The sequence below is a fragment of the Bacillus sp. LNXM65 genome, from assembly GCF_002998575.1.
In the GTDB taxonomy this organism is placed as follows: domain Bacteria; phylum Bacillota; class Bacilli; order Bacillales; family Bacillaceae; genus Bacillus.
In genome coordinates, this window is record NZ_PVRB01000003.1 from 394952 (window position 1) to 421135 (window position 26184).

Annotated in this window: 34 protein-coding genes; 29 read left to right on the forward strand and 5 right to left on the reverse strand. The window is 41.7% G+C overall.

Annotated elements, in window-relative coordinates; genetic code table 11:
* Window positions 1-24 precede the first annotated feature (24 nt).
* Entirely contained in the window at window positions 25-549 is a 525-nt protein-coding gene (locus C6Y03_RS08060) for a type 1 glutamine amidotransferase domain-containing protein (protein WP_106039136.1), read from the forward strand.
* Between the two features lie 61 nt (window positions 550-610).
* Here the strand turns inward: C6Y03_RS08060 and C6Y03_RS08065 are convergent, their stop codons facing one another.
* Window positions 611-1615 (reverse strand): Gfo/Idh/MocA family protein, encoded by a 1005-nt coding sequence (locus C6Y03_RS08065; RefSeq protein WP_106039137.1) that lies wholly within the window; start codon window positions 1613-1615, stop codon window positions 611-613.
* Between the two features lie 201 nt (window positions 1616-1816).
* Here C6Y03_RS08065 and C6Y03_RS08070 point away from each other — a divergent pair, with 201 nt between their 5' ends.
* The 4 genes from C6Y03_RS08070 to C6Y03_RS08085 all read left to right on the forward strand — a co-directional run bounded on the left by C6Y03_RS08070 (window position 1817) and on the right by C6Y03_RS08085 (window position 5229).
* A complete protein-coding gene (locus tag C6Y03_RS08070) occupies window positions 1817-2209 on the forward strand; it encodes a DoxX family protein (RefSeq protein ID WP_060597179.1) in 393 nt (130 codons plus the stop codon).
* A gap of 65 nt (window positions 2210-2274) precedes the next feature.
* Window positions 2275-3417 carry an AI-2E family transporter gene (locus C6Y03_RS08075; protein ID WP_106030413.1) on the forward strand — a complete coding sequence of 381 codons (1143 nt, stop codon included), beginning with the start codon at window positions 2275-2277 and terminating at the stop codon, window positions 3415-3417.
* Window positions 3418-3544: 127 nt separating this feature from the next.
* Complete coding sequence (locus C6Y03_RS08080; protein ID WP_050944681.1) at window positions 3545-4378, forward strand: undecaprenyl-diphosphate phosphatase; 834 nt, start codon at window positions 3545-3547, stop codon at window positions 4376-4378.
* 377 nt (window positions 4379-4755) lie between these two features.
* Window positions 4756-5229, forward strand: coding sequence for a stress protein (locus tag C6Y03_RS08085; RefSeq protein ID WP_106030412.1), 474 nt, complete (start codon window positions 4756-4758; stop codon window positions 5227-5229).
* Between the two features lie 41 nt (window positions 5230-5270).
* Here C6Y03_RS08085 and bioB read toward each other — a convergent pair whose 3' ends face one another.
* The 3 genes from bioB to C6Y03_RS08100 all read right to left on the reverse strand — a co-directional run bounded on the left by bioB (window position 5271) and on the right by C6Y03_RS08100 (window position 7355).
* Complete coding sequence (gene bioB / locus C6Y03_RS08090) at window positions 5271-6266, reverse strand: biotin synthase BioB (RefSeq protein WP_034659758.1); 996 nt, start codon at window positions 6264-6266, stop codon at window positions 5271-5273.
* A gap of 162 nt (window positions 6267-6428) precedes the next feature.
* Window positions 6429-6779 (reverse strand): hypothetical protein, encoded by a 351-nt coding sequence (locus tag C6Y03_RS08095; RefSeq protein ID WP_034659757.1) that lies wholly within the window; start codon window positions 6777-6779, stop codon window positions 6429-6431.
* 198 nt (window positions 6780-6977) lie between these two features.
* Complete coding sequence (locus C6Y03_RS08100; RefSeq protein WP_034659756.1) at window positions 6978-7355, reverse strand: helix-turn-helix domain-containing protein; 378 nt, start codon at window positions 7353-7355, stop codon at window positions 6978-6980.
* A gap of 158 nt (window positions 7356-7513) precedes the next feature.
* Between C6Y03_RS08100 and C6Y03_RS08105 the strand changes: the two genes are divergently transcribed.
* The 18 genes from C6Y03_RS08105 to C6Y03_RS08190 all read left to right on the forward strand — a co-directional run bounded on the left by C6Y03_RS08105 (window position 7514) and on the right by C6Y03_RS08190 (window position 18816).
* The gene (locus C6Y03_RS08105; RefSeq protein WP_106039138.1) at window positions 7514-7780 is read left to right on the forward strand and encodes a helix-turn-helix transcriptional regulator; all 267 of its coding nucleotides are present in this window, start codon (window positions 7514-7516) and stop codon (window positions 7778-7780) included.
* Entirely contained in the window at window positions 7777-7929 is a 153-nt protein-coding gene (locus C6Y03_RS19165; protein ID WP_164847178.1) for a hypothetical protein, read from the forward strand. The genes C6Y03_RS08105 and C6Y03_RS19165 overlap by 4 nt, the downstream gene beginning before the upstream one ends.
* Complete coding sequence (locus tag C6Y03_RS08110) at window positions 7907-8149, forward strand: hypothetical protein (protein ID WP_223260740.1); 243 nt, start codon at window positions 7907-7909, stop codon at window positions 8147-8149. Before C6Y03_RS19165 ends, C6Y03_RS08110 begins: the two co-directional genes overlap by 23 nt.
* Window positions 8150-8199: 50 nt before the next feature.
* Window positions 8200-8598, forward strand: a complete 399-nt coding sequence (locus C6Y03_RS08115) for a RusA family crossover junction endodeoxyribonuclease (RefSeq protein WP_106039164.1) — start codon at window positions 8200-8202, stop codon at window positions 8596-8598.
* A complete protein-coding gene (locus tag C6Y03_RS08120; protein WP_034659753.1) occupies window positions 8595-8801 on the forward strand; it encodes an XtrA/YqaO family protein in 207 nt (68 codons plus the stop codon). Before C6Y03_RS08115 ends, C6Y03_RS08120 begins: the two co-directional genes overlap by 4 nt.
* A 164-nt stretch (window positions 8802-8965) precedes the next feature.
* A complete protein-coding gene (locus C6Y03_RS08130; protein WP_106030411.1) occupies window positions 8966-9484 on the forward strand; it encodes a sigma-70 family RNA polymerase sigma factor in 519 nt (172 codons plus the stop codon).
* Window positions 9485-9636: 152 nt separating this feature from the next.
* Window positions 9637-10281, forward strand: a complete 645-nt coding sequence (gene terS / locus C6Y03_RS08135; RefSeq protein ID WP_060597166.1) for a phage terminase small subunit — start codon at window positions 9637-9639, stop codon at window positions 10279-10281.
* Window positions 10278-11591: a PBSX family phage terminase large subunit gene (locus C6Y03_RS08140; RefSeq protein ID WP_106039139.1), complete on the forward strand. Its 1314-nt coding sequence runs from the start codon at window positions 10278-10280 to the stop codon at window positions 11589-11591. Before terS ends, C6Y03_RS08140 begins: the two co-directional genes overlap by 4 nt.
* Window positions 11588-13045: a phage portal protein gene (locus tag C6Y03_RS08145; protein WP_106039140.1), complete on the forward strand. Its 1458-nt coding sequence runs from the start codon at window positions 11588-11590 to the stop codon at window positions 13043-13045. The genes C6Y03_RS08140 and C6Y03_RS08145 overlap by 4 nt, the downstream gene beginning before the upstream one ends.
* A gap of 38 nt (window positions 13046-13083) precedes the next feature.
* Entirely contained in the window at window positions 13084-14172 is a 1089-nt protein-coding gene (locus C6Y03_RS08150; RefSeq protein WP_106039141.1) for an XkdF-like putative serine protease domain-containing protein, read from the forward strand.
* A gap of 22 nt (window positions 14173-14194) precedes the next feature.
* On the forward strand, window positions 14195-15118 hold the full coding sequence (locus C6Y03_RS08155; RefSeq protein WP_034659746.1) for a phage major capsid protein: 924 nt from the start codon (window positions 14195-14197) through the stop codon (window positions 15116-15118).
* 13 nt (window positions 15119-15131) lie between these two features.
* A complete protein-coding gene (gene yqbG / locus C6Y03_RS08160) occupies window positions 15132-15515 on the forward strand; it encodes a protein YqbG (RefSeq protein WP_060597160.1) in 384 nt (127 codons plus the stop codon).
* Window positions 15512-15868 (forward strand): YqbH/XkdH family protein, encoded by a 357-nt coding sequence (locus C6Y03_RS08165; RefSeq protein WP_034659744.1) that lies wholly within the window; start codon window positions 15512-15514, stop codon window positions 15866-15868. Before yqbG ends, C6Y03_RS08165 begins: the two co-directional genes overlap by 4 nt.
* Window positions 15865-16362 (forward strand): HK97 gp10 family phage protein, encoded by a 498-nt coding sequence (locus tag C6Y03_RS08170; RefSeq protein ID WP_060597157.1) that lies wholly within the window; start codon window positions 15865-15867, stop codon window positions 16360-16362. The genes C6Y03_RS08165 and C6Y03_RS08170 overlap by 4 nt, the downstream gene beginning before the upstream one ends.
* 4 nt (window positions 16363-16366) lie before the next feature.
* A complete protein-coding gene (locus tag C6Y03_RS08175) occupies window positions 16367-16822 on the forward strand; it encodes a phage tail terminator family protein (RefSeq protein WP_106039142.1) in 456 nt (151 codons plus the stop codon).
* Window positions 16809-17021 carry a YqzN/YkzM domain-containing protein gene (locus C6Y03_RS08180; RefSeq protein ID WP_003212736.1) on the forward strand — a complete coding sequence of 71 codons (213 nt, stop codon included), beginning with the start codon at window positions 16809-16811 and terminating at the stop codon, window positions 17019-17021. The genes C6Y03_RS08175 and C6Y03_RS08180 overlap by 14 nt, the downstream gene beginning before the upstream one ends.
* A 3-nt stretch (window positions 17022-17024) precedes the next feature.
* Entirely contained in the window at window positions 17025-18371 is a 1347-nt protein-coding gene (locus C6Y03_RS08185) for a phage tail sheath family protein (RefSeq protein ID WP_066030490.1), read from the forward strand.
* 1 nt (window position 18372) lies between these two features.
* The gene (locus C6Y03_RS08190) at window positions 18373-18816 is read left to right on the forward strand and encodes a phage tail tube protein (protein WP_003213309.1); all 444 of its coding nucleotides are present in this window, start codon (window positions 18373-18375) and stop codon (window positions 18814-18816) included.
* Window positions 18817-19108: 292 nt separating this feature from the next.
* Here the strand turns inward: C6Y03_RS08190 and C6Y03_RS08195 are convergent, their stop codons facing one another.
* Window positions 19109-19198, reverse strand: coding sequence for a putative holin-like toxin (locus tag C6Y03_RS08195; protein WP_081311383.1), 90 nt, complete (start codon window positions 19196-19198; stop codon window positions 19109-19111).
* 152 nt (window positions 19199-19350) lie between these two features.
* Between C6Y03_RS08195 and C6Y03_RS08200 the strand changes: the two genes are divergently transcribed.
* Genes C6Y03_RS08200 through C6Y03_RS08225 form a run of 6 tightly spaced genes read left to right on the forward strand, consistent with a single transcriptional unit; the run spans window position 19351 to window position 26170 of the window.
* Window positions 19351-19791 carry a phage tail assembly chaperone gene (locus tag C6Y03_RS08200; RefSeq protein WP_008344099.1) on the forward strand — a complete coding sequence of 147 codons (441 nt, stop codon included), beginning with the start codon at window positions 19351-19353 and terminating at the stop codon, window positions 19789-19791.
* A gap of 41 nt (window positions 19792-19832) precedes the next feature.
* Window positions 19833-19970, forward strand: coding sequence for a hypothetical protein (locus C6Y03_RS08205; RefSeq protein ID WP_095285871.1), 138 nt, complete (start codon window positions 19833-19835; stop codon window positions 19968-19970).
* Window positions 19971-24224: a transglycosylase SLT domain-containing protein gene (locus C6Y03_RS08210; RefSeq protein WP_223260741.1), complete on the forward strand. Its 4254-nt coding sequence runs from the start codon at window positions 19971-19973 to the stop codon at window positions 24222-24224.
* Window positions 24217-24885: a LysM peptidoglycan-binding domain-containing protein gene (locus tag C6Y03_RS08215; RefSeq protein ID WP_003213616.1), complete on the forward strand. Its 669-nt coding sequence runs from the start codon at window positions 24217-24219 to the stop codon at window positions 24883-24885. Before C6Y03_RS08210 ends, C6Y03_RS08215 begins: the two co-directional genes overlap by 8 nt.
* An 11-nt stretch (window positions 24886-24896) precedes the next feature.
* The gene (locus C6Y03_RS08220; RefSeq protein ID WP_066030492.1) at window positions 24897-25907 is read left to right on the forward strand and encodes an XkdQ/YqbQ family protein; all 1011 of its coding nucleotides are present in this window, start codon (window positions 24897-24899) and stop codon (window positions 25905-25907) included.
* Complete coding sequence (locus C6Y03_RS08225; protein ID WP_106039143.1) at window positions 25904-26170, forward strand: DUF2577 family protein; 267 nt, start codon at window positions 25904-25906, stop codon at window positions 26168-26170. Before C6Y03_RS08220 ends, C6Y03_RS08225 begins: the two co-directional genes overlap by 4 nt.
* Window positions 26171-26184: the final 14 nt, after the last annotated feature.

A 26184-nucleotide genomic window follows, 5' to 3' on the forward strand; every position in this document is an offset into this window, starting at 1 on the left:
AATCGAAAGAATAGGAGAGATGTTATGCGTTTATCAGATAAGAAGGTCATTGCGTTTGTCAGTGATGATTTTGAAGATTTAGAGCTATGGTATCCGGTTCTGCGTTTAAGAGAAGAAGGGGCAACTGTGCATCTTGTAGGAGAAAAAGCAAAGCATGAGTACATCGGAAAATACGGTGTGCCGGCTGTATCTGATGCAGATTTTTATTCCATTCAAGCGGATGAATATGATGCTGTGCTTGTCCCTGGTGGATGGGCACCAGATAAACTGCGCCGTTATCCAGAAGTGTTAAACATTGTTCGTTCATTTGATGCAAAGGCAAAACCAATCGGGCAAATTTGCCACGCTGGCTGGGTGCTGATTTCAGCAGGAATCCTGCAAGGCAAAAAAGTAACAAGTACACCTGGTATTAAAGATGATATGACAAATGCTGGAGCGGACTGGTTTGATGAAGCAGTCGTCACAGATGGCCACCTCGTCTCGAGCAGACGTCCCCCGGATCTCCCTCCATATGTGAAAGCATTTGCGGATGTGTTAGCGGCAACATAAACAAAGGATCCGAAACAAAAAACAAAGGGCGAACTTGCACATCATGTTCGCCCTTTGTTTATCATTTCATGCCCCATTCATTTTGTCTGTCGGCAGGATACATCACGCCCATTTGTTTTCTCGCCTCGTCCATGACGGACATGGTTTGAACAGATAAGGCAAATGTATTGACTGGAGACTGCCCCATTCCTTGCTGAATACACTCAATAAAATGACAGATTTCATAATACATGGCTGGCTGATCATCTTTGAGAGAGATATCGGTTTGATGTCCTTGACGATCGTGGAACGTGATACGCGAAGGACGGTGGAATTGATCAATCACCATCGTGGCGTCCTCTCCTTGAATTTCCGCAGATAAATGAGACGTTGAAATTTTAGAATGAAAAAGGAGTGCTTGATGCCCGTCATATTGTAAAAGGACAGAGCCGCTCCCATCTACACCAGAAGAAAGCTTATAGCCTCTCGCGGTGATTTGATTCGGCAGACCAAATAAATAGATCGCCGGGTAGACAAGATACACACCGATATCCATTAAAGAACCATTGGATAATTCAGGCTTAAAAGCATTTGGAATCTCGCCATTTCGGTAAGCATCGTATCTTGAGGAATATTTACAGTAATGAGCGACCACTTGCCGAATGGGCCCGAGCTGATCAAGATGCTGTTTGATTTGCAGGAAGTTTGGCAGAAATGTCGTTTTCATCGCTTCCATTAAACACACTTGATGTTTTTTCGCTGCAGCAATCATCTCTTCCACTTCTTTTCGGTGAGAGGCGAATGGTTTTTCGCATAAAACGTGCTTTTGGTGCTCCATCATCAACATGGCCTGCTCCTTATGAAGGGCATTTGGACTTGCAATATACACGGCATCAAACGCATCACTTTCCGCCATTTGATGTAAGTTCGTAAAAACTGTATCAATACCGTATTTTTCGGCAAATGCCTGGCCTTTTTCAGCGGACCGTGAATAGACGGCTGTACATGTAAAATCAGCTGCTCCTTCACCGGCCTGTAAGAATCGATCTGTAATCCAGTTCGTTCCGATGACAGCAAATCGAATCATGTCATTCCCTCCTTCTGCTTTTCTCTGATTATACATCCTTTGAAAGCGTTTGTATGAAAGAACATTCTTTTTATTGAAGAGCGGATGAAACCTTTATATAGGCTGATGCGTCTTACATAAAGGATATAAATGTACGAAAAGTGGGTAGTTTCTTCCTTCATTCGGGTAATACTCTGATAGAAGGGAGAGGAGGAAACGAACATGAAGCGCACCCTGCATATAGGAAGTACATACGTCTTTGCGCTTTTATTCATAGCAGCCGGTATTTTTCATGTGATAGAGCCGAGCGGCTTTGCCCGTATGATGTCAGGCTGGCCATTTCCATATGTGATAGTCTATGCGACTGCATGCTTTGAATGGCTGATGGCTGTTTTGCTGCTTCTGCCAAATGTCAGGATTGCAGCAGCAAAAATCATGGCTGTCTATCTTGTACTCATTTTCCCTGCAAACTTATTTGCTGCACGAGAGGGAATTCCAATTCCAGGTCAAAAAAGCACAGAGCAGGCCTTGCTATGGATAAGGCTTATTGGACAGCCGATTCTCATTATATGGGCGATGTCCATTGCGAAATGGGAAAAAAAGCTGAAACAATGACCACCATATCATGATCAGGTAGTGTACAATTTATTAATAAAATAGTCCGAGTTTGGAGGAACGATATGAATTCTATGCAAATGTGGAGCAGTCGATTTAGAAAATTTTTTCTTGATAACAAGTTTGTTCTCTTTTTACTCGTCCTGCTATTAATTGGATTGAATATCCTTGTTTTCATGAAAACATCTTTTATTTTCACACCGCTCATTGTACTCGTCAAAACCATCGCCTTACCGATTATTTTAACGGGGGTCGTGTATTATTTATTAAATCCGATTGTCAACTTGTTAGAGAGGTTTAGAGTCAAACGGATCTTTTCAATTTTGCTTTTATATATTGTCATTATTGGCATCATTACAGTGACCATTGTGTCTATTATTCCTTTTTTACAAGCACAAACGATGAGTCTGTTTCATAACCTTCCGAAATATGTTGATACGGTAGAAGATCAAATTAGACAATTAACAGGCAGCAACTTCATTAATCAAGTGCAAAATACGATGAACTTTAATGTGTCTGAATTAGTCAGTAAAGCGTCAAGCCAAGCGACAAGTCTTTTGGAAAGCACCTTCACCGGTGTAGGGACATTTTTGGGTGCGCTGACTGAAATCATCATCTCGATTGTCACAGTCCCATTCATTCTATTTTACCTATTAAAAGACGGCAAAAAATTACCTGATTATTTCCTGAAATTTATTCCGAATAATCTAAGAGAGCATACACATATCGTGCTGCATGAAATGAATCATCGCCTGAGCTCATATATTCTAGGACAGATCATTGTCAGTTTCTGTATTGGTATTCTTCTCTTAATTGGATACATGATTATCGGTTTAGACTATGCCTTGCTGCTGGCCCTCATTGCCTCATGTACAAGTGTCGTTCCTTATCTGGGTCCAACGATTGCCATTACACCAGCGATTGTGATTGCCCTTGTCACGTCACCAATTATGCTGTTAAAATTGATCATTGTTTGGACTGTTGTCCAGCTGATTGAAGGGAAATTCATTTCTCCGCAGGTTATGGGGAAAAACCTTCATATCCATCCGGTTACCATCATTTTTGTTCTTTTAACAGCCGGTAAACTTTTCAGCGTGATCGGCATCATTGTCGCTATTCCGACGTACGCCGTTCTGAAAGTTATCACGACCCACTTGTTTGATTGGTTCAAAATGCGATCCAATTTGTACAAAGAAGAAAAGGTTTAATGTCATAATCTTTTTTTGAAAAAAATATAGTATCATAAAGACGAGCTTTCGATGAAGAAAGCTTGTCTTTATGTGGACATAGATGGTTGGCCTGTTCAAAAGATCAGAATTGAAAGGAAAGAAAATCATGAATCTATGGGATTTATTCGTGGCACTGGTTTTAGGAATTGTCGAAGGATTAACAGAGTATGCACCTGTCTCATCTACAGGTCACATGATCATAGTCGATGATCTATGGTTAAAATCAAAGGAAATCATTACGCCAGAGGCGGCAAACACATTTAAAGTCGTGATTCAGTTAGGCTCTATTTTAGCTGTCATGATTGTGTTCAAGGATCGTATTTTGAACTTGTTAGGCTTAAAGAAAAATATCACCGAAGAACAAAAGCGCAGCGGGCATAAGCTGACCATTGCTCAAATTGCAGTAGGACTCGTCCCAGCCGTCATTTTAGGATTCTTATTTGAAGACTATATTGATAAATACTTGTTTGACGTGAGAACAGTCGCTGTCGGTTTGATTTTAGGCGCAGTGCTGATGCTTGTCGCTGACTGGATCAATAAACGTAAAACAGAAACAAGCTCTGTCGATAACATGACGTACAAACAGGCGCTTTATATCGGACTGTTTCAATGTTTGGCATTATGGCCAGGCTTCTCTCGCTCAGGTTCGACGATTGCAGGCGGGGTTATTCTTGGTTTGAATCACCGTGCTGCAGCTGATTTTACATTTATCATGGCGATGCCGATTATGGCAGGCGCAAGCTTGTTAACACTTGTGAAAAATGCCGAATATTTAACAACAGACATGCTGCCATTCTTTATCGTCGGCTTTGTGAGTGCATTTGTTGTGGCTCTCTTTGTTGTTCGATTCTTCCTAAAACTGATCAATAAAATCAAACTGGTGCCTTTTGCGATATACCGAATTATCCTAGGTGTGATTTTATTTATCCTGTTCATGTAATGCTGTAAACGACTCTTATAAAAGAGTAGTTTCAGCGTGTAGACAAACCTTCGCATTCGTTGTCAGGTCTGCGCGCCGGTGCTCACGAATGTCAAATTCGCTCCGCTCCGGTGCTCGTCCTTCCTAGACTGCAAAGGTTTTCAAACACGCTGAGCTGAAAAGAAGACAAAGGGCTAAAATAAAGATCATTTTAGCCCTTTGTCAACAATCTGAAACTACTCTTATAAAAGAGTAGTTTTTTTGTTGTTTCAGCTCTTTTAAACAGTAAAATCACCCTCTTAATTGGTAGAAAAAGAAGTTTTTTCATAATTTAGTGTTTAAGAGACAGAGGAAGGGGTAGTACATAAACATACCAATTAAAGGAGGAGTTAGAAATAATGAGGAAAACAAGCAAATTTGTTGTTAGTTCTATGATTGCTACGTCAATGGTTGCTGCCCCTCTATCTCTTACGACTTTTGGTCAAACGGCTGAAGCTGCGACGACAACAGGTGTTGATGGAAGTGTCTCTATTGATCCAGTAGCCATTGCCGATAAAATTGAACAAGCAGTAAAATCATCTCAAAATCGTGATGGATTTGTAAAAAATGCGGCGTACAGTGCCTTCTATGAAGCAGGTCAAAACTATAACGTAGTTGTCCAAAACTTAAGCCAAGATCATGACTTTAGCGGACTGAACAATGTTGTCTACTATGATAGTGTTGAATATGATGGTATTACGTTTGGTATTTGGGTATTTGAAGATGGTACGTTCGTCAACAATGGTGACGGCGGCTATATTAACTGGACATTTGTTGGCAGCTTTGACCGTGAGGAAGGAAGCGGCACTGTCGATTTCCATAAAAGATTCTAATCTTATTGCCAAAAGTCTGCCGATTCACCGGCAGACTTTTTTTATAACGCACATTCTTCTATGTCAAAACCTAAATCTTCAATGATGTGATGATCCGTTTGGACTTGCTGGCCTTTTGTTGTTAAATAATCGCCTACGAAAATGGAATTTGCCGCATAAAGGGCAAGCGGCTGAAGCGTCCGTAAATTGAACTCTCTGCCTCCAGATACTCGAATTTCCTTGGTTGGATTGACAAATCTCATGAGTGCTAACACTTTCAATGCTTTGATCGGATGTGTTCGTTCTTGATGCTCAAGCGGTGTTCCCTCGATTGCATGAAGAAAGTTGACTGGAATGGAATCCGCATCAAGGGCTCTGAGCGCAAAAGCCATTTCAACAATTTGCTGGTTGGTTTCACCCATCCCAATAATAACCCCTGAGCAAGGTGACATGCCGGACTGTTTGACCTCCTCAAGGGTCGACAAACGATCATGATATGTATGAGTTGTCGTAATGTGAGCATGATGATCTTGATGTGTATTGATATTGTGATTATACCGATGAACCCCTGCTTCCTTCAGCCGCCTCGCTTTGTCTTCATTTAATAACCCAAGACATGCACACACCTTCAAAGGCATGGTCTCAGTGATCTCTTTTACTGCTGCCGTCACCTCATCTAACTCTCTGTGAGAAGGTGCTCTGCCGCTTGCGACAATACAATAAGTCCCCGCTTTTCTCTTGAGCGCCTCACGCGCGCCAGCCACAATCGTTTTTTGATCAAGCATTGTATATCTTTCAACCGGTGCTTTTGAAATGATCGACTGTGAACAATAACCACAGTTTTCAGGGCAATAACCGCTTTTTGCGTTAAAAATCATATTTAATTTCACCTTGTTTTGAAAAAAATGAAATCGTACTTGATAGGCTGCATGCATCATAGATAATAATTCTTTATCGTCAGCTGCAAGAATGTCTAGACCTTCTTGCAGCGTGATCCGTTCATTTTTCAGCGCTTTCTCCGCCATCGCTTCCCAAGACAAAGATATTTGTTTTCCCATCATAAGCTCCTCTCATTATGTTAACTTATTTTTATTAAAAGTTAACATAAGAGATGGTCGTTGGCAAGCATTGGATAAATGAAGTCTATGAATATACATGTAGACACACAAAAAGGCGATGATCATGAAGTCATCGCCTTTTCATATGTAAAGCAATATGGCTTATCGAACAGTAATATAGTTAATCACACGTTCTCCAAGTGAATTATAGTAAGAAACCGTCACTGAACCGCGTTGTACGGCACGAATCCAAGTGAAGTTTGGAGCTGTTTGATCTAATTGAATCGCATAAGTTGCGCCCGTCACAGTAATTTGGCTTGCTGGAAGAGAGACGGCGATCGAAGAACCTACAGGAAGCGTACGGGTCAACGTAATTACTTTATTCATAATAGGAGCTTTTGCTATGACTGGTTCTTTTGGCTGTGCAGCTGCATGAGCACCTTCAGTTTGGAAGAACGTAAGAGCACCTAAAGCAGCTAAAGACAATGTACAAGCTTTCATTAATTTTTTCATCGGTAACACTCCTTTTTTTGGTATATACATATATTAATAATAATAGAATTATATGTCAATAAAATTATGTAGAAAAAAGAGTATTTATGGTGAAAATTGTCATATATTATTCATATGCCTTCTCTTTTTTAGGGGAAAAAGAGGCATAAAAAAAGCTGGGCTCATCCCAGCAATGTAAAGCTTTATGAAAAGAGATCATCAATCGTCGTCTCGCTGTTTTGGCTGACGGCCTTTTTGCTTCTCTTTTTCTCTAATGTAGTGAATAAAATCGATGGTTTGTCTTCGTGCTTCTTCGGAAAAATCGGAGGCAGCCTTAAACGCAATTTGCAAATCAGGATCGTCTGCAAGGTCGGCATCAGTTCCGCCTTTGTCCTTACCTGTGAGAAGATAATCCGTTGAGACCCCATATAACTCGGCGATTTTCACAATCATCTCACCGTCGGGCTTTCTCAAGCCATATTCCCAATTTGCATAGGTGGACATCGCCTTTAATCCGAGTTTTTTAGCAACCGTTGACTTGCTCCATCCATGCTTCTCTCTTAATTCAGTTAAAATCTTTCCAGTCAAATTATCCATTGGAAACACCTTTTTTCATGTTATGAGTAAATTTTATCATGAATTACACGGAAAAGATAAATAATTACACAAAAAGAATAAAAAATGATTGACTTACTCGTTTCGTGTATATTATCATAATGAATATAACTTACACATATTGAGTAAGAGGTGGAAAGATGAAACTTGAACATTTACGAGAAGAACGCATTTTACAAGGAAAAACACAAACCTATATGGCGAAAAAATTAGGATATAAGTACACGAGCGGCTATGCAAATATAGAAATGGGCAGAACGAAGCCTAGCTTAGAAATCGCAAAGCATATTGCAGATCTGCTGAATAGGGGTGTTCAAGAGCTTTTTTTTGACCAAAAGTTACACGAAATGAGTAATTCTCTAAAGGAAGAGGAGCATTTCTTAGAAAAGGGGAGACGAACAAAATGAATATTGAACATCCAATGGTAGCGCAGATGAATGACTTTGGATATCCAAAAAGCTACTGGTCATATGACATGAAACGTTATGGATATCAAACAGAGATTGAGGACAGTCTGGAGGGATTTGAAGAAGATGAAACATCAGATGACGTTTGATGCCAGAAAGGAAGCGCAGCTTTGTTTAGTCCAAGTTGGCGGCTGGATCACCTTTCATCATCAGAAACCGGTGTTTGTTTTTTCCACAGCAGAAGACAAGCAAACATACATGACCCTCTTGGCGGAAAAGTTCGCTGAAGCAAAAAAGGAGGAATCAAGACGACGTGAAACGATGGAAGAAAATCATAAAAATCCTCAAATGCTTGCTCAAAGCGAGTAAAAACGAACAAAACATCCGTCAGTGGGAAAAGGATGACGGAAGATCATAACATGGTCATCCATTTCATCATTGAGACAGAGTTTTTAACAAAAGATACATTGATAAAAAGAATACGAGCAGCTGCAAAAGCACAATGCCCGCATAAAATAAAAGGCGCACTATCACTCGAGATTCGCTTATTTGACGACATGCCGCTTGACATAGCTGACTGTCAAAACAAGCGTACATACGCAGAAAAAGGTTTGATACGCCCGGTGCACGTCAGCATCTTTCAGCCAAGACTACAACATATTCAAGAAGCACTTCATTCTATTGCGGATAAGGTCCCTCTACAGATTGTCGATTTAAGAGTTTCACAGTTTTATAGTATGCGTCCAAGAATTGAAATCATTTTAAATACGATAGGTGATGGCACGAAATCCTCACCAAATAAGGAGACAAGCATATGAACGAGCCAAAACAATTATTCATTCAAGAAAACCAGACATTTGTCGGTGAGATGGAAACAGGAAAAATTCAAGTCATCGTGTTAGATGGGAATGTAGGAACGGCTTATAAGTTGGATGTACCTGAACATGGAAAAACCATTATTCAAACGGCAAAAGGTCACTTTGCAAGAGTAGATCACGAGATTGGTTTTAAAATCAGCTAGATCACAACACAACACAACACAACACAACACAACACAACACAACACAACACAACACAACACAATACGTCCAAGACGGAAAGCCTGCGGACACTGATCAAGACCCTATGAAAAGGGGACTGATTGGTGTCCGTTTTTTATTTTCTTAAAAAAGGGAGAGAGCCAATATGCAAGATTTACTTATCGAATACAAACGGGCATTAAAGGATGCTAGAAAAAGATATGAACCATTTAGAGAAAAAGAAGACAAACAGCTTTCAGATCAAGAGAAGCATGATAAAAAAATTATCGCCAGTATGGTCAGCGATCTCGAATACGTCGTGGAATGGCTTCAAATCGGCAGACAGCCAGGCGCACGCAGAGGATTAGACAGACGTTCAGTCTATCAGCGTACCATTCTAGCAAATCCAGAAGTGTTAGAGGCTTTATCATATGAATATACACTCATCCAAGAAAATGAAAGAGAATTCAGTGAGCGGGACAAGAAACGAATTGACGAAGCCTTGTCCGTTTTAACGGATCGAGAAAAGGATGTATTCTTCATGCACACAACACAAGGATTATCGTTTAGTGAGATTGCCAATATGCTGGATGTGAAAAAAGGAACTGTCCAAAAACATATGGAGAGAGCTCGGACAAAGATGTCCAAAAAAGTACAAGAACGCCTATTCGAAGCAGCTGAATAGGCGTTTTTTCTTTTACAAAATAAATGGAGCAGCACTTGTCTTACAGTTGCCACCTATAGTTAGAAAGACCAAACGGATGTTTGTTAACCCTACACAAATGATTCCTTCACAGGAAATCGTTCGAATTAAAAGGAGGCGGCAGGTGAATGTAAATGAAAGATAAACGGATAGGAGCCAAGCAAGATTATATGAAAGGGATGACGTACCAGCAAATTGCTGATCATTACAATGTCTCGATCCATACCGTGAAATCATGGAAAAGACGATACGGATGGCAAAGGCAAAAAGATTCGTCAAAGCAGGCACACTCGATCTTCAATCAGTTTCTGTCAGATGAAACGATTGAAATCATGGAGAAAATGGGCGGGCGTACATCGCTTGATTTAATCTGGGATCAAATTCAAATTCAATATGCTGCCATTATTCGGGCGCAGCGCATCATGTATGTGTCAGATCAAGAGGACATGATCAAAGAGCTGAAAAAGGCGGCATACAAGCCTTCTTCATTAGAAGAAACAGTAGAAGGCATTCAGCCAGAACAAGAAATCAGCACAGAAGAATATTCGTTTCAATTTTCGTGGGATCGGCATGCCACCTTTTTAAATGCCCAATCCCGTGCAATGGGAGAGCTCAGGCGTCTCATTAAACAGTTTGAAGAGCTCGCACATGCGAAGGATGAACGAAGATTAAGGCTAAAGCAAATTGAACTGACCATCGAAAAAACAAAAAAAGCAGTGCGTGAAGAAAAAGAGGAAGATCTTCACATCATGATTAAGCGGAAAGAGGATAACTCATGACGCCATTGATTGAAAAAGAAGTCAATCCTCACTTTGAACACTTTCTATTCGATTGGAATCAGAAGTTTCAATTTTTAGTAGGCGGCTACGGCTCCTCCAAAAGCTATCACATTGCGTTAAAACTCATTTTAAAGCTGCTGGAAGAAAAACGGACAGCACTTGTCATTCGAGAAGTATATGATACGCACCGTGAATCAACATTTTCTCTATTACAAGAGATCGTCAGCGATCTTGGCATCGATCGTGTGGTGAAGTGCCGAAGTTCGCCGCTTGCCTTGACGTTTCGAAATGGCAGCAGCATCTTATTCAAAGGACTGGACAAGCCTGAGAAATTGAAATCGATCAACAACATCTCGATCATTTGGATTGAAGAGTGTTCAGAGGTTTCTTATGAAGGCTTTAAAGAGCTGCTTGGAAGGCTGAGGCATCCGTCCTTACCGCTTTATATGATGTTATCGACCAATCCTGTTGGTCAAGATAATTGGACGTACAGACATTTCTTTCGAGATGAACAGCTGAAGCGATTTGTCCTAGATGACGAAACCTTATACAAAAAGCGCACCGTTGTCATCAAGGATACGTACTACCATCACTCCACAGCGGAAGATAATCTATTTCTCCCTAAAAGCTATGTGAAGCAGCTGGATGAGCTGAAAGAATACGACCCAGACCTCTATCGAATTGCGAGGAAGGGCTATTTTGGCATCAATGGAACAAAGGTTTTTCCTCAATTTGAGGTGAGAAATCATTCTGATGTATTAGAAGCGATTCAGCAGATTGACAGGCCGCTGAAACGAGCAGGCATGGATTTTGGATTTGTTGAATCGTACAATGCGCTCATTCGATTAGCCGTCGATCATGAAAAAAAGTACTTATATATTTACTGGGAATATTACGACCGCGGGAAAACAGATGATGAAACAGCCGTTGATCTAAAAGAGTTCATTGAATCAAAGGAACTCATCAAAGCCGATGCAGCCGAGCCTAAAACCATTCACTATTTTCGGCAGCGTGGATTTCAGATGGTGGCAGCACATAAGTTCCAAGGCTCGCGTTTGCAGTATACGAAAAAGATCAAACGGTTTAAGAAAATCATTTGCTCTGATGCTTGTCCGTATACAATCTATGAACTTCAATCACTGACCTATAAGGCAGATAAGGATGGACGTTTAGAGGAAGATACATTTCAAATCGATCCGCACACATTATCAGCGATCTGGTATGCGCTGGATGATTATGAAGTGACGGATTTGAAACAGACCGCCTCAGAGCGTGTCCGTCCAAACAGAGAGAGGAGGTCCATACAATGAAACAATTGAAAGCAACGATTATGAAGGCAAACATGTCTGATCATACAAAACAAATGTATGCAGATGAATTTTCCTATGAAAAAGATGACATTGTTCCCCCGCCTTACAACATCAATGAATTAAAAAGCATGGCAGAATATTCAACCATTCTTCAGCAATGTATTGATGCGTACAAAACGAATATTTTAGGCTTTGGATTTGGGGTGGAATACGCCTTTGACTTTAATGCAGAAGGTGTAAAACCGGCAAAAAAGAAAGCCGCAGAGAAGGAATGGACAAGACTTGAAGAGTTTACGAAGTACATGAACTATGATGAGTCCGCTGATGTGATTCTTGGCTATGTCCTCGAAGACCGAGAGAAAACGGGCAATGGTTTTTTAGAGGTGCTGAGAGATGGACAACGAAAGCCGGCAGGAATCGAGTATTTAGATGCGCTTCATATCCGCATTTGCAAGCTTAGTGAGCCAGTCGACGTCGAATTCAGGTACACAGAAAATGGCGAATTGAAGACAATGAATCGAAAGAAACGATTCCGTAAATATGTGCAGGTGATCAACGAAAAGAAGGTCTTCTTCAAGGAGTATGGTGATCCGCGCATTTTGCACTGTGAAACAGGCAAATACGATGACACCACACCAGAGCCGCTTCGCGCAACAGAAGTGATTCATTTTAAAATTGGCAGTGGAACATATGGGATTCCCCGCTGGATTGGCAACATCGTCAATATGTACGGTGCTCGCAAGGCAGAGGAGCTGAACTATCTTTATTTTAAACAAGGGCGGCATGTACCAGGTGCCATTATTGTCGAAAATGGCATGCTGTCAGAATCCTCTTATCAGCAGCTTCAAGATTATATGGACGATATTGAAGGATCTGATCATGCACATAAGTTTCTATTGCTTGAAGTTGAAGGTCTACCGACAGAAAAAGGGTTAACGGGAGAAGAAGATGTCTCAAATGTCAAAGTGAACTTTAAATCCCTAGCCGAGATCCTGCAAGAAGATGCGCTCTTTTTAGAATACGATGAAAAAACAAGAAACAAAATCCGCTCTGCGTTTCGCCTTCCTCCAATTTACACAGGTGAGTCTCAAGACTATAACAAAGCGACAGCAGATACGGCGCGTAAAACAACAGAAGAGCAGGTATTTCAGCCGGAACGGCATCTCATCACAGGAAAACTCAATACTCTTTTCCTGCCGGATCTTGATATTTGGCATGTCCGTTTTCTATTAAATGGTCCTGATTTTAGAGACCCATTAGAGATTGCCAAGGTACTGACGCCATTTATTCAGGCTGGGGCAGTGTCACCTAACGATTTGCGCGATCTAGCAGGAAGAATTCTCGGAAAAACGCTAGAAGAATGGCCTGAGGAACTATATCACCGACCTTTAGAAAGCCGCATGAAAACAGCTGAAGAAAAGCCTCAACCAGAGCCGGACCAGCTGACGAAATAAACAGAAGCGCGTGCACTTTTTTGAAAGGGGGTGAACATATGCCAAGAGAACTAAAAAACGCTAAAATTACGCATGTTTCCTACGTGGACAAAGCAGCGAACAAGAAGAAATTCTTTTTGATGAAAGCAAAGAAAAAGCGGCCTGACTTTCAAAAGGAGGTCAGTGTCCTGACAAAGGCTGAAGATGCTCATCGCCTCGTGTACGGTGTCGTGTATGAACCGAATACGCCTGATGCACATCAAGACTTTATGACAGCCAAGGAAATTGAAAGAGCGGCACACGGCTTTATGAAGGATGCCCGTCATATTGACAAGCAGCATGATTTTCAGGATGGTGTTGGCGAAGTGGTTGAATCGTATATTGCTCCGGCTGATGTAGAGGTAGGCGGGGAGCTGATTCGAAAAGGGTCTTGGGTGCTTGTGACAAAAGCTTCCCAAGAGATTTGGGATCAAATTCAGAAGGGCCACATTACAGGCTATTCAATGGCTGGAACGGCGGACATCGTCGCCATAGAAGAACAAGATCAGCTTCTATCTCAAGGCACGAATGAGAGAGGGCTTTTTTCTTTGCTGAAAAATTTCTTTTTAAAAGAGGAAGGTGCAAACATGTCACAATCATTTTGGAACGTTTTAGACCATCTGCTGGAAACCTTACAGTCAAGTGATGGTGATGAGGTGGATGTAAGAGCTGCCTTAGAACAGCTCATTCCAATCATGCAGGATATCCTGAAGACAGAGGATGTACTTCAAACGATTGGTGAAAGGCCAGCCGCCGTACAAAAGGAAGATGCTGCTTTGACGACAGATCAAGTACGAGAGCTCGAAAAAGCAAAAAAGGCCATCGAAAACGTCTTACAGCAGGCTGAACAACAAGAAACAGATCAAACCGGGGAAGAACCTGTCCAAAAAGTGCTCGAGCAAGTCGTTGCACCGATTCGTCAGCAGCTCTCTTCCTTAGAGAAATCAGCCAGCAGAGAAAAAGCAGCGGTGCAGGAAGTGCTTGAGCAGCAGCTTTTGCCTATTTCAGAACGAATTCACATGCTTGAAAAGGCGCGGGGCATGTCAAAACAAACAATCCACGATACACAAAACGACACAACAACACCCATATGGGATGGCTTACTATAAGCCTAAATAAGGAGGAAACAGTGTGAGAAATCAAGAGTTGATTCGCAAGGCTGAAATGACACTTGCCAGCTTAAAAACCGGCGGTCTCATGAACGCAACCCAATCCAACACATTCATTAGAATGATGCAAAACACACCAACCGTTTTAAATGATGCACGCATCATTCCGATGGAAAGTGATTCACAAAAAATCGAAAAAATCGGCTTTGGCCAGCGTATTTTGCGCCCAGCAGAAGAAGGCCAAGCGCTTGATGCAAAAGACCGTGTTGTCCCAGCGACAAGCACTGTCCAGCTAAATGCGAAAGAGGTCATTGCAGAGATTCACATGACCTACGACAGTATTGAAAACAATATTGAAAAAGACGGAATCCAGCAGACAATTATGCAAATGCTGGCTGAACGAGCGGCGGTCGATATTGAAGAGCTCATCGTCAATGGGGATACGACTTCATCAGATCCATTTTTAGCCCAAATGGATGGCGTGAGAAAACAAGCAGTATCTCATATTGTTGATGCAAATGGAGCGGAAATTAGCCGCCAAATGTTTAAACAAGCCTATAAAGCGATGCCGTCAAAATATTTACGTGTACCTCAGGATTTCCGTTTCTACACATCCCCAAGTTTAGAGGTTGAGTGGAAGGATCAAGTAGCAAACCGTCAGACAAATCTCGGAGATGCGGTCATTCAAGGCGGACTTTCTTCTGCATTCGGTGTGCCAGTCAAAGGTCTTGCCAATATGCAGCCATATGACGAAGCGGGAACAGACGTATCAGATATTTTGCTGACACACCCTAAAAATATTATCGTAGGTTTTTCTCGTAATATTCGAATTGAAGTAGAAAAAGATATTCGCAGCCGTAAATTTATTATTGTCCTGACAGCGAAGCTAGACAGCAAATTTGAGGAAGAGGATGCTGTAGCAAAAGTGATGAAAGTGAAAGAGTAGGTGACGGCAGGCCATGATTATTTCTCCTGAAGAACTGCAAGCCTATTCTGTATTTGAGCGTGTGAAAAATCGATCTGTAGAAAGACTGACAGCAGATATTATCGAAGCCGAAGCTGCGGTATTTCAGATCGTAGGTCATGATTTCTCAAGCGAAAAATATCAGCCCCTTCCTGAAAAAGCAAGAATCGCATTATTAAAAATGGCCCAATATTTTGCCATGCTGAATGATGACGAATCTATGATGAAAGGCTTTACGTCAGAAAAAATGGGTGATTATTCATATGCGAAGGCAGCTGATCAAGTGAAAGGCAAACCTTATGTATATGCCCTGCTTGTCGATTACATTGAACCATCATTAACTGGCGGCAGTACCAAATTAAAGGTGAGATCATTATGAGTTATCACTCTTTATTAACAGACCGCTGTGATCTTTTTCACCTTGAACATCAGGAGGCTTCCCGAGGAAAATTCGGGGTTCCAGCTGATGACTTACAAATGACTCTTTCCTATCCCGATGCTCCTAGCCTGACAGATCTGGCTTGTTATGTCATAGAAAAGAATCAGTCCCTTGTGCAAGAAGAGCCGAATACAGTTATTTATCAGTCCTATCTTGTCCATTTCCCTTTAGCAAGTGATATTCGCCTGCATGACAAAATGGTGTGGAACGGCGTCTCACTTAAGTTGCAGCAGCCCAAAATAGTGAAAAATCATCACATTGAAGTGATGGCAGTCAGGAAGGAAAATCTATGAAAATTGATGGACTTGACCGGCTGCTTTCACAGCTGGAAACAGCGTGTGCCGGCGGCTTAAAAGCAGAATATCAAGATTTGTTGCAAGACATGGGCCTAGAGCTTTTGGACATCATTCAGGATGAGCTAATCAAGGAGAATGCTGTCGATACAGGCCGGCTTCTAAGCTCCTTTACGCAAGGAGACAAGGAGAATCATTTTCTTATGTCAAAAGGTGGTCTCACGCTTGAAGTGGGAACGCAGCTTGAATATGCCTCCTATGTTAATGACGGACATGCTACTTCTTCAAGTGGAGAGCGAAGATGGGTGCCTGGCAGATGGGCTGGCAGCCGCTTTGAATATGATCCGAATGCAAAGACAGGAATGATGCTTGCCTCTCAATGGATAGATGGAAATGGCTACTGGGATCATGCTGTCATGCTCTATGAGCAAATGTTTGAACAGTCGCTGGATCGAAAGCTTCAAAGCTGGTTCGATCGACATTTTGGGAGGTGATGAAATGAATCAAGAAGTCGGGGCAATCATGCATTATATTTACACACACTTTCCTGTGACAATGTATGATCGACTTTTGCCAGAGCGTTTTCAAGTGCCATCCGTTTATGTGCCGCCCGTAACAGTCATCAGCGGTCCAGATACGGTATCTACGTTTATGAAATCTTATTCGCTGCAAGTAAAAGTGTTTCATATGGATACAGGAAAAGCGCATGACGCGGCAGAAACAATTGTTGATGCATTGCTTGCTGATCGTCAAATGATTCAGATGATGAGTGAAGATGGAAAGGTGCTTGATGATTATGTCCGCATAAAAAGAGTGGAAACCAGAATGATAGATCAAGGCGTAGCAGCGATTGTCCTGACGTGGGATAGCAGTTATTGGTACAACCGAGACAAACAAGCAAGCCTTGAAGATATCAACTTTTCAGATGGAGTGATCAAACGTGAGCAAGACTAAAAAAGCAGAGCCCGCTCAAACAGCTGGCGAAGAAAAAGAATTTGGCTTTTCATTTGAAGCCTTAAAGGAGCACAGTAAGGATCTTTTTGGGGTTAAACCAGAAATCCTTGAAGGTGCTCTTTTTTATATCAAACATCAACCAATTACAAAAACGGAAGCGAAAAAGCACATTGATGCTTTTTTGTCCAAGGAGGTTTAAAGGATGAACGGAGGCACATTTACACCAGGTACAGAGAAAAAGCGTCCTGGCATTTACTTTAATTTTAAAACAACAGCAGAGCAGCGAATTACTTTAGGCGATCGAGGTACGGTGGCACTTCCTCTTGTGATGAGCTGGGGAGAACCAAAAACCTTTATTTCCGTTTCCAATATGGAAGACTTAAATAAAAAGGTTGGACTCAATATTGATGACAAGTCGCTTCTTCTTTTCCGTGAAGCAAAGAAAAAAGCACAAACGGTCTTGCTTTACCGCCTAAACGAAGGGGAGCCAGCCAAAGCTGAAATCGCAGAAAACTTTGTGGTCACAGCCAATTATGGCGGTCTAAAAGGAAATGAGATCACTGTACAAGTGGCAGAAAATGTACTTGATAGCACAAAGCGTGACGTCATCACTTATCTTGGAACAGATATTGTGGATAAGCAGGTTGTCACGGATGTCAAAGATCTTGTGAAAAACAAATATGTTCAATTTTCTGGTGAAGGTGAAGCCGTCATCACGGCTGGTGTGGCACTAAGCGGCGGGAAAAATGGTGTGGCAAGTGTCGCAGATTATACAGCTTTCCTAGAAGCAGCAGAAACAGAATACTTTGATGTTATTGCTCTCCCGATCGATAATAGTGAGCAATTAAAAGCGACCTTCGCTTCATTTATCGAGCGTTTACGTGATAAGCAAGGACGTAAGGTGCAAGGAGTTGTGGCCAACTATGCAGCTGACCAAGAAGGCATCATCAATGTGACAAGCGGTGTTGTGCTGGAAGATGGAACAGAACTAACGCCTGCTCAAGCAACAGCATGGGTCGCAGGTGCAAGTGCAGGTGCAAACTTCAATCAGTCACTGACCTTTGTAGAATACGAAGGAGCAGTGGATACATTAGAACGCCTTGATAATGATCAAGTAGAATACCGATTATCACAAGGGGAGTTCCTGTTCACCTTTGATGCGAGAGATCGTACCGTGAGTGTTGAAAAAGATATTAACTCCTTGACAAGCTTTACAGCTGAAAAGAACCAGCAAATGGCGAAAAACAAAATCATTCGTGTGCTTGATGCGATCAACAATGATTTGACGTTCGAATTAAAAAATCTGATTAAATTACGCAAAGCCAATGGCAATGACATTCCAGCATCAGATGATGGGGTGCAGCTTGTGAAAACACTGATTACTCAGTATCTCACACAGCTTCAAGATGGCAGCGGCATTACAGGCTTTAACTCAGAAACAGATATCGTGATCGGTCTCAATGAAGATCGTGATGGATTTATCATCGATCTAGCGGTTCAACCAGTAGATGCAGCAGAAAAATTCTATTTCAATGTGGAGGTGAAGTAAGATGGCTTTTAAAGCGCAAAATACAATTTCAGGTAAAGAAGGTCGTCTTTTCTTAGAAGGTGAGGAGCTTGCCTTTATCAAAACGTTTGAAGCAAACGTGGAGAAAAACAAATCAGAAGTCAATGTGATGGGCCGCCGAATGACTGGTCATAAAACAACAGGGGCAAACGGAACAGGAACGGCAACATTCTATAAAGTCACGTCACGTTTCGTTCAATTAATGCTCAACTATGTGAAAAAAGGGGAAGACCCATATTTCACTCTTCAGGCTGTAATTGACGATAAGTCATCAGGCCGAGGCACTGAGCGTGTGACATTATTTGATGTCAACTTTGATTCAGCTAAAATCGCTGGACTGGATGTTGATTCAGAGGCGCTTGAAGAAGAAGTTCCGTTTACGTTCGAGGACTTTGATCTTCCTGAAAAGCTGAAGAATTCTTTCTAATTACAATTGAAAAAGGCATTACGAATGACGAAAATATATGTTATTTTTATTTTATTCAACGATATGGTATAATTTTTCATAGTTACAGAGTAGCTACAAAAGAGTTACTGTGTAACCCCAAAAAGTTTCTTAGAAATATGTTTACATGCAAAGTACTTTGCATAAAATAAAAAGAAGCCAGGATGCGTCAACATCCCGGCAATGTACAATGAGGCCCTCAAGGGGCTGGCTAATCAATTAGATAGTTTTAAGGATAGACTTTCCCTTCAACCGTCCAAAGCTCAAGGGGAGTCTATTTTTTGTCTATATACGTCAACAGGGCAACGATAAATGACCCGAATGCAAGCATTAACATAAGCGCTTGAAATGTTGACATGAGCATCACCCCCTTCCTATCGGGGATGAGCCAGACACCCTTGAGCAAGCCATTCAATTGTACAAATTAAATTATACATGAAAAGATTGGAAAGCACATTCAAAAAATGGATGTGCTTTTTTGCATTCAAAAAAACATAACAAAGGGAGTTTTTAAACATGAGCGAAAAACAAACATTTGATCTTTCATTTTTTATGCCAGGACAAACAGTAGAAGCGGAAGAGGTCAAAGTACCGATTTCTAAGCGTTTTGTTGATAAAAAAGGGAATGTCATTCCTTTTGTCTTTAAAGCCATTACAACTGAACGCATTGATGAACTGGAAAAAGAAAATACGACCTTCAAAAATGTCAAAGGCAGAGGCCGCGTAAAGGACTTAGACAGTCAGCGCTTCTACGCACGAATTGCGATTGAATCGACCATTTATCCAGATTTCCGCTCAAAGGAATTAAGGGAAGCCTACAGCACACAAGATCCAGTTGAAGTAGCAAAACGCGTCCTGTCAGTTGGCGGTGAATATGCGAACTGGTTAAACAAAGCCATTGAAATCAACGGATTCGAAGACGAAATTGAAGATTTAGAAGACGCAGCAAAAAACTAATAAAAGATGGGGATAAAGAAGCCGTGTTTTTATATTACGCCATGCACGAGCTTCACTACTCCCCATCTGAACTCCTAGATTTATACGAATCACCAAGACCGTTCAAAGCATTCCTATTCGGACTCATCAGCTACAAACTAGACATGCTAGAAAAAGAAGCAAAGAAAGGAGGGAAATAATTGGCGAAACTCACTGCACGATTTGAATTAGAAGACAAAGTATCGAAGAAGCTTATGCGCATTCAAAAACGATTTCAAACGTTTGAGAAGCAGCTAAAACCATTTAGAAAACCAGTGAAAATAAACCTGGAAATAGATGAAAAGAAGTTAAGAAACTTCAGTTTATCGCTTCGGAAAATTTCAGTATTTTCCATGAGACTGGATAAGGGAATCTATCGTGATTTAAAAGCATTAAACAATCAGTTAAATATGCTCCCAAATCATCTGGTCATATCCATTCAAGCGAAGGGACTAGATGTCATTAAATCCAGCATAAACCGTTTAAAACAAGCGGGAACAAGCCCCATTCTGCTGACGTTTAAACTAAACGATCAATTGTCAGGTAAAATGTCATCGATCAAAAAATCTATCCTTCAGCTCATGAACAGAACGTATTATATGAGATTAAACATGGTTGACCAAGCCACCGCTGCAATTCAACGAATCAAAAAGACACTCAAAAGCTTGACGATGTCTAAACACGAAATCAGAGTGTCTGTTCAAGACAATGCAAAGAGTAAGTTGAAAAAACGAGATCAGGCTGAGTCGATTGTGAAAGAACAAAACATAAAAAAAGAGCCTGAGGCTGTTAGTCCATCAGTGAAAACAGATGAATCTAAACAGAGTTGGCTTCAAAACCTTGCCAATAAAGGATTAAATGAAATTCAAAAATATGCAGGTGACGTTGCAGACAAAGTGAAGGAAAAATTGAGTCCTAGAAAGTTTTGGGATGAAAAAGCACTTCCTTGGGTTGAAAATAAAATGGAAGATTACAAACAAGATGTGATCGGAAGAATTAAAGAGAAGATTAAATTTAATCCTGAAGAAAAACTAGATCAATTGGTGAAGACTGGATTAGATCGTCTCTTTGGTGCAAGTGATCAATCAAGTGAAAGTGCCACTCCAGCACCAACAACAGCACCAACAACAGCACCAACAACAGCACCAACAACAGCACCAACAACAGCACCAACAAATCCAGCTCCCAAAACGAAACCTCAGCCGCGAGGTGGAAAAGGCTTGTTTCGCAATAGTTGTTGCCCCTGTTGTGCAAGAGGTTTAAGCAGGGGAGGATCTACTAAAACTAAAAATAGAAATGGTCAATCACCAAGACAATCTACAAACCAAAATGCCACAACAAGAACCGAAATGAATAGAAGACCTCCAAGTAAATTAGGGAAACTGAAAACAAATGCAGGTAAATTATTTGGAAAAATCCCTAGTGGACTAAAGAAAGGTGCGGGTATCGCAGCTTCAGTTGGCGGACTTACGGGTTTAGTGAAAGGTAGCAAGGGGTTAAGTGGATTAGGGGATGCGGTGAAAAATATAGGTAAAGGGAGCGGCAAGTTATTAAAGAAAGTACCTATTCTAGGAAGTGTACTTAGTGCAACAAATCTAATCGGTATGAACAAAGAAAATGCTGGTGAAAAGATCGGTACGACTGGAGGCGGCATCGCTGGCGGGATGGCAGGTGCTGCAGCAGGTGCAGCTATTGGAAGCGTAGTTCCAGGGGTAGGTACAGCCATCGGCGGTCTAGTAGGCGGCATCGCTGGAAGTATGGGCGGAGAATCTATCGGTGAAACAATTGGAAAATGGTTTGATGGCGGCGGATTTGAAAAGATTGGCCAAAAAGCCATTGAAATCAAAAATCAAATTGTCGAAGTTTGGTCAACAGTAGCGGGTTGGTTCACAGAAAATGTCTGGACACCATTAAGCAGTACGGTTGTCACAGTAGCAACGACCATATGGACAAGTCTAGTCAATGCCTGGACATGGATTCAAGAAACATTCAGTGCAGTTGCGGGCTGGTTTATCGAAAACGTTTGGACACCGCTAAGCGACACAGTCGTTACGGTAGCAACGACCATCTGGACAAGTCTAGTGAATGCCTGGACATGGATTCAAGAAACATTCAGTGCAGTTGCGGGCTGGTTTATCGAAAACGTTTGGACACCGCTAAGCGATACAGTCGTCACAGTAGCAACGACCATATGGACAAGTCTAGTCAATGCCTGGACATGGATACAAGAAACGTTCAGTGCAGTAGCGGGTTGGTTTATTGAAAACGTTTGGACACCGCTAAGCAGCACAGTCGTTACGGTAGCAACGACCATCTGGTCAAGTTTAGTGAATGCCTGGACATGGATACAAGAAACGTTCAGTGCAGTAGCGGGTTGGTTTATTGAAAACGTTTGGACACCGCTAAGCAGCACAGTCGTTACAGTCGCTACAGGGATTTGGACAGCATTATCAAATGCATGGAAAACGATACAATCAATCTTTGGAGCTGTATCGTCATGGTTTATGGAAAATGTGTGGAATCCACTTGTAGATACCGTAGGAACCATTAAAGACAGTTTCGGTAAAAAGTTTGAAGAAGCTTATAAAGTCGTGACAGATATATGGGATGGATTATCCAAATGGTTTAAAGATAATATTCAGACACCGATCGTGAAAGTAGCAGGTGCCATAAGTGAGGGTTTTTCTAAAGCTTTTGACTGGGTTAAAAAGATTTTTGATATGGGTGGCGGTGCTGTTAATTTAGTAGTGAATAAGGTATTAGGAAGAGACCCTGACAAAAAAGCTACAGGCGGTTATATCACCCAGCCAACCTTATCATGGGTCGGAGAAGCAGGTAACGAATTTGTTATTCCAACTCAAAATAACCGAGGACGCGGGAAGATGCTGCTTGCTCAGGCTGCTTCTCATCTTGGAATGTCTGTTATGCCAAGCGGAGCAGCTGGAAATCAAGTATCAAGCTCTCCAGCTCCTACAGCAGTAGCTTCATCATCTTCTGTCGGTTCAATAGACGGATCTGTCTCGATGACTGGGAACATTCAAGCCTCCAGCATAGGCGAGCAATTTAATAAGGATTTTGAACAAGGATTAAATCAAAAAGTGATTACACTTGATCAATGGAAGCAAAAGAATATTCAGCAGCCTTTTGCTCAATTGACCTCAGACTCAGGTAAGTATGGTCAGCAAACAGTTGCTGCTTTTGCGAATGGTCAGCAGGTGACACCCACAGGAACAGACAGCTTTTTGCAAAGTCGTGTAAAAGCACCATACCAACAAGTGATGACAGCATCACCAACTTGGGGTTCTGGAACAGTTAATGGTTTTGCCACAGGTCAAAATGCCACATCAGTTGGTACTAGCCAATACGTAGATCAGCACATCAAACAACCATTCCTACAAGCAAAACAAGAATCACCAGGCTGGGGCTCAGGAATGATGGATGCCTTTAACAACGGCATGCGTTCAAAAGCAAGTGAAGTCACACAAGCTGCCAAAGAAATGGCGAAGAAAGTGGAGCAGGCGTTTAGAGAGGAATTAGACATTCATTCCCCTTCACGCGTCATGATGAGTCTTGGGAAATTTGCATCGATCGGTGTCGTTAAAGGGCTCGACTCAGTGGATGTGAAAAAGTTTGCTGAAAATCAGGCTGGTTCATTAATCGGAGCTTTCAGTGGTATGGGGGCTTCAGGTCTTAGTGTTCAGCAATGGCTCATGGCAGCTCTCATGGCAACTGGCACATCGATGAACTGGCTTCCAGGTCTTATGACCATTGCACAGCATGAATCGAATGGAAATCCGAGAGCAATCAACTTATGGGATTCCAACGCTAAAAAGGGAACGCCTTCTAAAGGCTTAATGCAAACCATTGGACCGACGTTTAACTCCAATAAAGGCAAAGGTATGAATGACATTTGGAACCCAATTCATAATGCTGTAGCAGCCATTAACTACATTAAGGGCAGATATGGAACAGTCTTCAATACACCGGGATTACGAAGTATGAGAAGAGGCGGGCCTTATAAAGGCTACGCAAATGGTGGACTGATTACTCAGGAGCAGGTTGCTAGAGTCGGAGAAGGAAACAAACGCGAATGGATTATTCCTGAAGAAAGAGGGATTCGAGGGAGATATTTATTAACGCAGGCAGCCAAAGCACTTGGGATGCAAGTATATGACCCAGCAAATGCGTCTGCACCTTTACCAGAATCACAAATGCAGCAAGTCACCTCAGCTCAGTCTTCTAGTGGTACAACAGCGTCAGGCAATAAGCAAATTACCATTCAATTCAATGGGGATCAGCATTTCCATAATGGACAAGATCAGCAATCGCTTGTCGAAAAAATTAGACAAATGCTCGTAGATGAACTGGAAGTAGAGCTTCATACAGGAACGAAGGGGGTCGTGATCGATGGGTAAATCAGTGTATCAATTGTGGATTTCCCAAGGAAAGGACAAGTTGCGATTCCCTGTCCTTCCATCCGAACTTGAAATCACAAATAACGTACAAAATGAAACGGTAAAGGTTGCTTCTTTTGGAGAACTGACCTTTATTGATGTCCCATCGGCTAAGCAAGTATCATTCACTTCATTATTTCCTAAGAAATATTCGCCAATTGCTGAATATAAAAGCATTCCATCACCGGAGAATGCGATAGCGAAAATAGAACGAATGATGCGTTCAAAGAAGTCGGTGCGGCTGATTGTAACGGGGACAAAAATCAATATGACGTGCAGCATTGAAAGCTTCACCCATAAAGAAGGGTCATATGATATTGGCGATCGTGAATTTACGATCGAGTTAAAGGAATACAAAACCGCATCGCCTAGGAAAATTAAACGAAAGAAAAAAGCAAAACAAACGAAAAAGAAAAGGCCTTCAAAAACACCACCAAAAATGTACACCGTCAAAAAAGGGGATACGCTATGGGCTATTTCAGGCAGATTTTATGGCGACAGTACAAAATGGCGGCGTATTTGGAATGCCAATAAATTAGCGATGATTAAACGTAGCAAACGCAATATTAAGCAGCCGGGGCATTGGATTTTCCCTGGACAAAGGTTAAAAATACCACAATAGGGGGGCTGGCATTGATCGAGCTTTTTGCCATCAGAAGCGGCACCATGTATGAGCTTGTCACAGAGAGTGTGACACTTCAGGGGCAAAGGTATCAAGCCCCTCGCTCTATTCAGGCAAATATTATCACTAAACAAGGCAGTCAAACATATTACCGTGTCTCAGAAGGGGACACGGTTCTTTTTAAATGGAAAGGAAAAGAGCTGTTCAGAGGCATTGTGTTTTCCCGGACGCCTGTTGAAGGGAAGCTGACCTTTACCGCATACGACATGCTTCAATATTTGGTGAAAAACCAAGATGTCTATGTTTTTTCAAAACAAAGGGCAGATCAAATCTTGAGGCGGATAGGGGCTGACTTTCAAATTCCAATGACCTCCATCGCCAATACAGGACATGTCATAAAATCACTAGTGTTTAAAAACGATACGAGTTTGTATGACATGATTCTGAAAGCGTTAAAAGAAACAAAGCGTCAAACCGGTAGAAACTATCAAATCTATTCTGCTAAAGGAAAGATGGGGCTGAGAGCTTGGCCAGATCCAGAGGACGTATGGGTCATTGAATCAGGCGTCAATCTCATTGGTTATCAGTACAGCACCTCGATTGAAGAGACAGCCACTCGTGTCAAACTGCGCACGTCTGCAGATGAACAGGGAAAGAATAAGAAAAAAGGCAGCAAATCAGAGATTGTGGTGGTCGAACAGGATAAAGCAGGTCAGAGTAAATACGGTATTTTACAGCATGTTGAGACAGTTACAGGGCAAATCAACCAGCCGCAGCTACAAAAAAGAGCCAAAGTACGGCTGGCAGAGAAAAAAGGCGTCAAGCAAGAAATCAAAAGCATACAAGCGCTAGGCATTCCTGATCTGCAAAGCGGTCTTCCAATCTATTTAAAAATCCCTGAAATCAACGTAAAAAAAACCTACTGGATCGATCAAGACAAACATGAATTCAGTGGGGTGAAACACACCATGACAATTGATGTCGTTGAGAAAAATTCCATCCCAAAGGGTGATCAAGCGTGAGGTTAAGTGAAGCGATTAAACGATTAGCAGTGAATGCTGTAGATGCCGCCTCTCCAATTGATCTGGTGGTTGGAGAAGTCACGGCAGTTTCTCCTGTAAGCATCCGGTTAAATGAAAACTATAAGCTGGTCATTCCGGAAGAATTACTGATTTGGCCAAAGCGCCTAAATAAGGGTGAGGATGATGAACTGAAAAGGGGAGACAGCATTATGGTGCTCGCAATGGCAGGAGGGCAGTCCTTCTACATCATCGACAAATTGTAAGGGAGGTGATGAAC

What these genes read in the sequence shown, in the direction of transcription:
- C6Y03_RS08065 (WP_106039137.1), bottom strand. Translation starts at nt 1,615, where the DNA reads ATGATTCGATTTGCTGTCATCGGAACGAACTGGATTACAGATCGATTC.
- C6Y03_RS08070 (WP_060597179.1), top strand. Translation starts at nt 1,817, where the DNA reads ATGAAGCGCACCCTGCATATAGGAAGTACATACGTCTTTGCGCTTTTA.
- C6Y03_RS08175 (WP_106039142.1), top strand. Translation starts at nt 16,367, where the DNA reads ATGAATCAAGAAGTCGGGGCAATCATGCATTATATTTACACACACTTT.
- C6Y03_RS08170 (WP_060597157.1), top strand. Translation starts at nt 15,865, where the DNA reads ATGAAAATTGATGGACTTGACCGGCTGCTTTCACAGCTGGAAACAGCG.
- C6Y03_RS08165 (WP_034659744.1), top strand. Translation starts at nt 15,512, where the DNA reads ATGAGTTATCACTCTTTATTAACAGACCGCTGTGATCTTTTTCACCTT.
- C6Y03_RS08075 (WP_106030413.1), top strand. Translation starts at nt 2,275, where the DNA reads ATGAATTCTATGCAAATGTGGAGCAGTCGATTTAGAAAATTTTTTCTT.
- C6Y03_RS08080 (WP_050944681.1), top strand. Translation starts at nt 3,545, where the DNA reads ATGAATCTATGGGATTTATTCGTGGCACTGGTTTTAGGAATTGTCGAA.
- C6Y03_RS08110 (WP_223260740.1), top strand. Translation starts at nt 7,907, where the DNA reads ATGAAACATCAGATGACGTTTGATGCCAGAAAGGAAGCGCAGCTTTGT.
- C6Y03_RS08205 (WP_095285871.1), top strand. Translation starts at nt 19,833, where the DNA reads ATGCACGAGCTTCACTACTCCCCATCTGAACTCCTAGATTTATACGAA.
- C6Y03_RS08105 (WP_106039138.1), top strand. Translation starts at nt 7,514, where the DNA reads ATGAAACTTGAACATTTACGAGAAGAACGCATTTTACAAGGAAAAACA.
- C6Y03_RS08190 (WP_003213309.1), top strand. Translation starts at nt 18,373, where the DNA reads ATGGCTTTTAAAGCGCAAAATACAATTTCAGGTAAAGAAGGTCGTCTT.
- C6Y03_RS08120 (WP_034659753.1), top strand. Translation starts at nt 8,595, where the DNA reads ATGAACGAGCCAAAACAATTATTCATTCAAGAAAACCAGACATTTGTC.
- C6Y03_RS08085 (WP_106030412.1), top strand. Translation starts at nt 4,756, where the DNA reads ATGAGGAAAACAAGCAAATTTGTTGTTAGTTCTATGATTGCTACGTCA.
- C6Y03_RS08095 (WP_034659757.1), bottom strand. Translation starts at nt 6,779, where the DNA reads ATGAAAAAATTAATGAAAGCTTGTACATTGTCTTTAGCTGCTTTAGGT.
- C6Y03_RS08150 (WP_106039141.1), top strand. Translation starts at nt 13,084, where the DNA reads ATGCCAAGAGAACTAAAAAACGCTAAAATTACGCATGTTTCCTACGTG.
- C6Y03_RS08215 (WP_003213616.1), top strand. Translation starts at nt 24,217, where the DNA reads ATGGGTAAATCAGTGTATCAATTGTGGATTTCCCAAGGAAAGGACAAG.
- C6Y03_RS08140 (WP_106039139.1), top strand. Translation starts at nt 10,278, where the DNA reads ATGACGCCATTGATTGAAAAAGAAGTCAATCCTCACTTTGAACACTTT.
- C6Y03_RS19165 (WP_164847178.1), top strand. Translation starts at nt 7,777, where the DNA reads ATGAATATTGAACATCCAATGGTAGCGCAGATGAATGACTTTGGATAT.
- bioB (WP_034659758.1), bottom strand. Translation starts at nt 6,266, where the DNA reads ATGGGAAAACAAATATCTTTGTCTTGGGAAGCGATGGCGGAGAAAGCG.
- C6Y03_RS08130 (WP_106030411.1), top strand. Translation starts at nt 8,966, where the DNA reads ATGCAAGATTTACTTATCGAATACAAACGGGCATTAAAGGATGCTAGA.
- terS (WP_060597166.1), top strand. Translation starts at nt 9,637, where the DNA reads ATGAAAGATAAACGGATAGGAGCCAAGCAAGATTATATGAAAGGGATG.
- C6Y03_RS08115 (WP_106039164.1), top strand. Translation starts at nt 8,200, where the DNA reads ATGGTCATCCATTTCATCATTGAGACAGAGTTTTTAACAAAAGATACA.
- C6Y03_RS08145 (WP_106039140.1), top strand. Translation starts at nt 11,588, where the DNA reads ATGAAACAATTGAAAGCAACGATTATGAAGGCAAACATGTCTGATCAT.
- C6Y03_RS08100 (WP_034659756.1), bottom strand. Translation starts at nt 7,355, where the DNA reads ATGGATAATTTGACTGGAAAGATTTTAACTGAATTAAGAGAGAAGCAT.
- C6Y03_RS08200 (WP_008344099.1), top strand. Translation starts at nt 19,351, where the DNA reads ATGAGCGAAAAACAAACATTTGATCTTTCATTTTTTATGCCAGGACAA.
- C6Y03_RS08060 (WP_106039136.1), top strand. Translation starts at nt 25, where the DNA reads ATGCGTTTATCAGATAAGAAGGTCATTGCGTTTGTCAGTGATGATTTT.
- C6Y03_RS08195 (WP_081311383.1), bottom strand. Translation starts at nt 19,198, where the DNA reads ATGCTCATGTCAACATTTCAAGCGCTTATGTTAATGCTTGCATTCGGG.
- yqbG (WP_060597160.1), top strand. Translation starts at nt 15,132, where the DNA reads ATGATTATTTCTCCTGAAGAACTGCAAGCCTATTCTGTATTTGAGCGT.
- C6Y03_RS08185 (WP_066030490.1), top strand. Translation starts at nt 17,025, where the DNA reads ATGAACGGAGGCACATTTACACCAGGTACAGAGAAAAAGCGTCCTGGC.